Raw genomic sequence first — 6,596 nt, 5'->3', positions numbered from 1 at the left:
AACATGCGCCTCACCACCAACACATAACCACCAACAACGCCTGAGTAAGACACCGCTACCGGATACTCACTCAGGCGCTACCAGATACTCACCACACCGCTACCATTTCAGTCTTCTGAACAGCAAGACCGATGATGGTCGCAATCGCCGCCACCAGTGGGACGTCGACTGGGAAAGCGGGGGCAAGCTCGGGACGCTCAGCGATGTAATAAATCGCCATCGACGCCACGATGACCACTACCGCCACAATCATGAGTACAACGGCAAAGAACTGGAACCGAACTGAAAGCGCGCCCCTCATGACCAATTCAGGAAACGTGACGCGGAAGACGAGTGTAACCGCCGACGCATTCAACGCGACGACGCACGAGAACCCCAGCGTAAGCGCCCACCCAGCAATAAACGCATGAGTCCGGCCAAGCGCCGCCATAGCGAACGCCACCCCACCACCGGTGAGCGGCAGCGCACGTTTCTGGCAAGTTTAGAGAGTATTGATTAGGCGTACGCCAGATCTAATAGATCAGGGGATGCGACACTATTCGCTACCCCAACTGTGGCCGGTACTTCTCCATAATCGCCTCAATATCGCGGAAAAGAGTTGGCCCATACTTCGGGTGGCGCAAACCAAACTCCACACTCGCTGGGATAAAGCCGGCGGGATTTCCTAGGTCGTGGCGAATACCGTCGTGTACAACAACGTGGACAGGGTGGCCTTCGGAGATAAGCAAATCAATTGCGTCGGTTAACTGAAGCTCTCCCCCCTTCCCCGGAACGATGCGCCGCAGAGCATCAAAAATCGCCCGATCCAACAGGTAGCGCCCAGTAGCCGCTAGATTTGAGGGCGCATCCTCCACCGCGGGCTTTTCTACCATGCCCACGACCTTCTTTACGCGGTCATTGTCAGTGCTCTCAATATCAAACACGCCATAGTTGGATACATGGTCGGGCTCCACTTCAACCGCTAGGAGCACCGATCCTCCGCGCTCTTGGCGAACGCGAATCATCTCACTCATAGCAGCAGTGGGCTCGATGACATCATCCGGAAGCATGACGGCAAAGAAATCCTCGTCCTCATCGAGCACCCCCTCAGCCAAGCCTACCGCATGACCCAATCCCAAAGGCTTGTCCTGCACAACAGCCACCGGCTGAATAATCTGCGCAGCACGCTCAACCTTTACCGCCTGCTCATCCTTGCCACGAGCGCGGAGTGTTTCCACAAGTTCCGGGAACTCATCAAAGTGCCGCATCACTTCGTCTTTGCGGGGCGAGGTTACAATTGCCAACCTCGTCGCCCCGGCCCCTGCGGCCTCCTCCGCAATCATCTCAATACCCGGGGTATCCACGACTGGCAGAAGTTCCTTCGGAACAGTCTTGGTAGCGGGAAGGAAACGCGTACCCATACCAGCTGCGGGGACAACAACAGTGCGGACAGAAGTCAAGTTAGCCATAGAGCAATCTTAGAGGACGTCACATTAACTCTCTGCTTTGGGATAGTCGCGCGATTTTCCCTCTCACGCAGCCATGCTTAGCGACGCCTCGAGCCGCCCCGTTGCGAGTGGCCACGACCTGACGCATCAAGAGCTAACCGCAAAAGTCGTCTTTGCTCGTATGCGAAAAGTCTCCCATTCGCAGACGTTTCTTAACAAAGAACTTTAAGGAAAAGCGCTCTTACTATTTCAAATACTACAAGGAAGACATCTGCGCTTATCCTTCGTTAGCTCAACCGACACCACAAGGAGCCTTGCTGCCAGAATTGACAGCTAACACTAGAAGGAAATCAACACTCATGAGAGGTATTACTACAGTTCTATTGGTCCCCTGTCAGCAAAGATCGCAAGAGAAGCCTGCGGTTGCGATACCAACCACAAGCTGTTAAATGTTCTGCAATTCGAAATCGGTTACTCTACAACCCGTAGGATCCGTTCAACCTTATCTACTCAGGTGGCGCGGCAGTAAACAAGCCCGAGAACCGGCGCGGGAGACTGTCCTAAACTAGGTTCTCCCGCGCCGCCCGAACTTACGAAACGGTGTCATACATCGAATTACCTACGCCGGTTCCTAAAGAAAACTAACTATGGAACACTGTGCGGGATCGGCATGGTCGATGTATAAAGCTCGATAAACCTTTCCATGCGATAGCGATCTTCAACATAGTCCCTACCTTCCTTGGCTCGAGCTTTAAAGACCTCGTAGTCTCGACACTCCAAAACATAGTCGCGCATATCTGCCAAGGAATCGAAAATATACTGATTCGGGTACATGTATTCTGCACCAGCCCATGGACGAAGAAGAGTGATGTTTGATGCTGCAAATCCCTCGGCAGCCGCAACGTGAGATCCTTCGGCATCACTAAGCGAAAGAACAAACCCTTTATCTGCCAGTTCGGTCTTTGTGTCGACCCACCCCTGGAAATGAACAGCAGAGCCGAGCCCATTACGCTCAATAAACCGCTCACATTCCGAGAAGTATTCACGTTCGGCCGGATCATTGATGACCCAGCCCAACTCGTCCGGTCGGCGCCCAAACACCGTCAGTGAATAGCGCGGATCTACCTCTTTAAGCTGCCGCAAGAGCTCCAATGCTCTCCTATAGCCTTTACGAATCGGAATGCTTCCAACCATCACAAGATTGAAAACTTTGGCAGGGTCTGAACTAGTCATGTACTCAGACGTCTGGATATAGTTCGGAACATAAGTGACTATTTCCCGATCAAATCCAAAAACAGACTGCGTTTCCTCAAACATTCCAGGAGCAATTGTAATCACTTTATCCACAGCAGCTCTGTCGAGCTGGTTACCATAGTCCTTCGTGGTTTCAAATCTATGGAGCCGAACAGCCAGTGATTGACGTGGATTTTTGTTCTTCGAGTACCACACTGCATTGCCAAGCATCCATTCGCAGTGGATTGAATCAGCCCAATCGAGCAAGCGGCGGCTTCGCTCTTCATCATGCGAGTCATGCCCAGTCCATTCATCCACGCAAACTTGATAATACTTGGACAGTTCAGGCACAGCCGGAAGAATGAACCGAAGATCATAGCCAGCAATGAGCAGTCGAATCTTAATGGCTTCTTGGAATTCGGCATACTTCCCGTCGAGCACAAAGTCTCTTAGCTGAGCAAAACGTGGACCGTATGTAAAGGCGCGAACCTGCGGTTCAAATTCGTTTAGAAAATCACTTAGACGGCGAAAATCTTCCTCGGCAAAACCGCCTTGGTTATAACGAATCATATTCTGGAACGCAGCTTGAAGAGCAATCTGCCCCCGGAGACCGAAATAGTCAATACCAATGGTTGAAAGGATGTCTGCCGATCGACGCCAAGCCGATAAGTGATTATCCAACTCACGCTTCTGATACTGCTGAGTACTTGAAGACTTAGTCCCGACTTTTACAGTGTTGTAGCGGAAATCTGGCTCAGCAGAGTATTGAACATTCGCTTTAACCAAAGCCTTATATAAGAAAATGGCATCTTCAGCCAGGCGTAGGTCCTCCGGCCATTCGAGGCCTTCATCCATCATGAACTTCCGCCGATAGAGTCCGCAAACTGTTGTGCTGTGGTACCGGACTACACGCCGCACCCGCTCGATACGCGGCATTGATTCATCCCAATCAGGAATAACGTTCATCTTTAATTCAGAACGTCCGTCGAATCTCAGTAGAGGTGCTCGTACCACATCTGCTTGGGTACGCTCCGCTAATGAAAGCTCAGCCAAGATACCGTCCGCAAGAATCTTGTCGTCCGAATCCAAGTGGAACACATACTTGCCCTTTGCAACCTTCAAGGCCTGATTCCTAGGCACAGAAGGGGTACCAGTATTAGCAGGCAGCTGGAAACATGTTACCCAATCTCGGGTAGAGGAGAACTCCAGCACCTTGTCGTATGTATCATCCGTAGACTTGTCGTCTGCGAAGATAACTTCGAGATCCTCTACACGCTTCTTCAACGCGTCGAGCGATGAAAAGCAATCAAATATTTTACTACTAACGTTGTAGCTTGGGACGATGATACTTAGTAACGGTTCCATTCTTCACCCTGACTTAAACACAGTAAGCTTGCACGTCTTTGCCTTTGACTCGGCTTTCCAAGACTGAAGGCAAACTCAACTGCGATACGAGAAAAGGACTTTCTGCCGGAGTTGAGACTATTCGATAAGTTTGATCAGTCTTTGTCGAGTCGACTGATGTTCTAGAAACAATAGGCAAATCGATGTATTGACTGTGCAACGCCATCCTCTCTATCGCGGCCTTGTCCAGCCCACGCTCGAAGAAATCACTGGCATTCACTAGGACGCCATATTCGAAACGATCAAATACCTCGTCGACGGAGCACTCGCCATTGAGCAGAAGCTTTTCAAATACGACTCGGACGCCATGTCTATTCCATTTGGTCAATGCATCGGCGTAAGTAAGGTTATCGACACTGGCGTCAAGAAGGATAACCTTTGGGCCTCGCCAATTGTCCATCAAGGTTAGTGCATCGAACGCCTTTTCTGTTTCTTCCCAATTAGATGTGGAGACAATAAAAGCCCCCGCCTGCTCGCTCTTCTGATACGAAACTTTCACGGTATCGAGAATCTGCTCAAAACGCTTCTTGTAGGTGTGATCCTTCAAGACCTTTATGAGATTTTTCTCCTTACTGAGGCGCTTTTGCTCTTCGGACAGATTCTTTAGTCCGTCAGGATTCCGATCGAGGTACAGCACGTCGTTTCCAAAGTAATCAAAGACGCCTTCAGAAAAGTTGGAGACAACATATGTATTGCAAGCCATCAGCTCAAAAATCCGTCGAGCGAACATCGTCGGTGATTTCGTCTCGGTGTTGATTGTCATACCGATCTCCGAGCCCTTGTACACCTCGGCGACACGGTCATTTGGAACTGCAGGCTTGATGAAAGTACGGAATTCTTCTGGGTAAAAATGGCTCTCGTCCGAGCCACCGTAGAATCTATCGAAAATCTGTAGGTTAAACTCCGATTCCATCACCGAATTGAACATCCGATCCATCGCCTCACAGCGCGAAGTATGATTCGAATACCAGCCGCCTGCGAAGTTCACGGCTTTACTACGGTCACCGCTTTCGAGGGGATTGAACAGGCGAGGTTGCACTGCAAAGGGCAAAACGTTGACGCTTGGATGAGCATATTCCTTTTTATACCTGTTTACTGATGCCAAATCCGTGGTGAAAATATGATCAAACTTGAGCGCGGTATCTACAAAATTATGCCGCTTGTCGTCATAGTGAGACGGATCCTCTTTATTCCAAAATACAGTAGGAATATTACGGCGTTTACAGTATTCGAGGATATCAAGGAGTTCACGACGATTTTCGTTCGGGAAATTCGACGACGAATAAACCCGCCCCTTCCAAGGACGCGAATCTGAATCAGCACCGCTCCAAGCAGATTCACAAAGGAAGACATCTGGTTGAAAATCATCCATTTGTTCTTTCCACTTCTCAGGAGAGAGGGAAATCATTTCACACTCGTAGCGGAAACAGTTACTTGAAAACTCGTCCAGAATAGCTGCGACTTTAACATCAGTTGCTTTACGTCGTGTATTCCAGGACGTATTCTGCTCAGTCAAACTAATGGTCAAGTCATTACTTATTTCGACCGAGCCTGCCCATCTATGTATCTCTAGTTCCAGAACTTTAGCTTGAACCGGAATCGACAAGGTGACACAATTTTCAAGACGCTCCCCGTCGGCAGCCAAGTATGAGAAATAACCAAACTTGTCACTGTAACTATTAAGAACACGATGTTCGATTTGGTTACCGTACTGGTCGAAAGCAGCGACCGCTAGGACAGCCGCGCGACGCTCTGAGAAGCCATTCGGAGATCCGACAGTGATCCGAACGTCGGCTCGGTTACAATTAGATACTTCCAATGAAGCCTTGAGAGGCTCATCGGCCAGCTCGAGAAAGTCATACGCAGGTAGGTTGGGAGCAATCTTAACACCGAGCTTTCGCACCGTTTGTTTGGGCGTGCGCTGGACAATTCCAATGTCTTCGCCTGAGGTAGGTCTGATCGAGTACTCAGGCCTTTCCCGATTGTCCCTTGCGGAAGTCCGCAAATCAGCTTCCAAAGCTTGCGCTATTTGGACACTGCCATTAGCAGCTCCTTTATTCTCAGGAATACGGGAAGACTTAACCCTAGTAAGCATCTCTAGCGCTTCGGCTTTGGTAAGAAGCCCTGATTCGGCGAGGGCTTGTCGAAGCTCAATCGCAATCTGGGAGCTTCTACCACCCACGCTACGAACCGGCTGAGAGTCCTTAAAGCTTGAGCCCTGCACCGCCCTTTCAGACTCCCACATTTGCAACAGCTTCGCGTTGGTGCGTTGGTTCTGCCGCTCCTGACGTGTAAGGTACGCGACCACACCACCCGCAATGGCAACTCCGCCCAACAACAAAATCGCCAATGTTAATGTTGAGTCAACTTCTGCACGCCCCAGGAGCGCTGCCAAAAGTAGCAGCAGTGTTCCGAAAACGAACAGACCAACATTAAATACAAAAAACTTTGGTTTCTTCACAATCCAGTTTGCCATTCCATGGTTAGCTACGTACGTTGCTTGAATACGATTCTCCCACTGCAAACCCTTTC

4 protein-coding genes are annotated in these 6,596 nt (G+C 49.9%); all 4 read right to left on the bottom strand.

Annotation, left to right across the window (positions count from 1 at the left end):
* Window positions 1–88: 88 nt before the first annotated feature.
* On the bottom strand, window positions 89–253 hold the full coding sequence (locus M5J06_RS06855) for a hypothetical protein (RefSeq protein WP_250224273.1): 165 nt from the start codon (window positions 251–253) through the stop codon (window positions 89–91).
* Between the two features lie 289 nt (window positions 254–542).
* Complete coding sequence (locus M5J06_RS06850; protein WP_250224272.1) at window positions 543–1,448, bottom strand: UTP--glucose-1-phosphate uridylyltransferase; 906 nt, start codon at window positions 1,446–1,448, stop codon at window positions 543–545.
* Between the two features lie 624 nt (window positions 1,449–2,072).
* The gene (locus tag M5J06_RS06845) at window positions 2,073–4,025 is read right to left on the bottom strand and encodes a glycosyltransferase (RefSeq protein ID WP_250224271.1); all 1,953 of its coding nucleotides are present in this window, start codon (window positions 4,023–4,025) and stop codon (window positions 2,073–2,075) included.
* 13 nt (window positions 4,026–4,038) lie between these two features.
* The gene (locus M5J06_RS06840) at window positions 4,039–6,540 is read right to left on the bottom strand and encodes a CgeB family protein (protein ID WP_250224270.1); all 2,502 of its coding nucleotides are present in this window, start codon (window positions 6,538–6,540) and stop codon (window positions 4,039–4,041) included.
* Window positions 6,541–6,596: the final 56 nt, after the last annotated feature.

The organism is Corynebacterium intestinale (assembly GCF_023574125.1).
GTDB lineage: Bacteria > Actinomycetota > Actinomycetes > Mycobacteriales > Mycobacteriaceae > Corynebacterium > Corynebacterium hesseae.
Note: the sequence above shows the minus strand (reverse complement) of the source record. Positions and strands in the feature narration are given on the sequence as shown.

Bases quoted from the DNA above. Each gene is read 5' to 3' on its own strand.
- M5J06_RS06850 (WP_250224272.1), bottom strand. From the start codon at position 1,448: ATGGCTAACTTGACTTCTGTCCGCACTGTTGTTGTCCCCGCAGCTGGT.
- M5J06_RS06840 (WP_250224270.1), bottom strand. From the start codon at position 6,540: ATGGCAAACTGGATTGTGAAGAAACCAAAGTTTTTTGTATTTAATGTT.
- M5J06_RS06845 (WP_250224271.1), bottom strand. From the start codon at position 4,025: ATGGAACCGTTACTAAGTATCATCGTCCCAAGCTACAACGTTAGTAGT.
- M5J06_RS06855 (WP_250224273.1), bottom strand. From the start codon at position 253: ATGATTGTGGCGGTAGTGGTCATCGTGGCGTCGATGGCGATTTATTAC.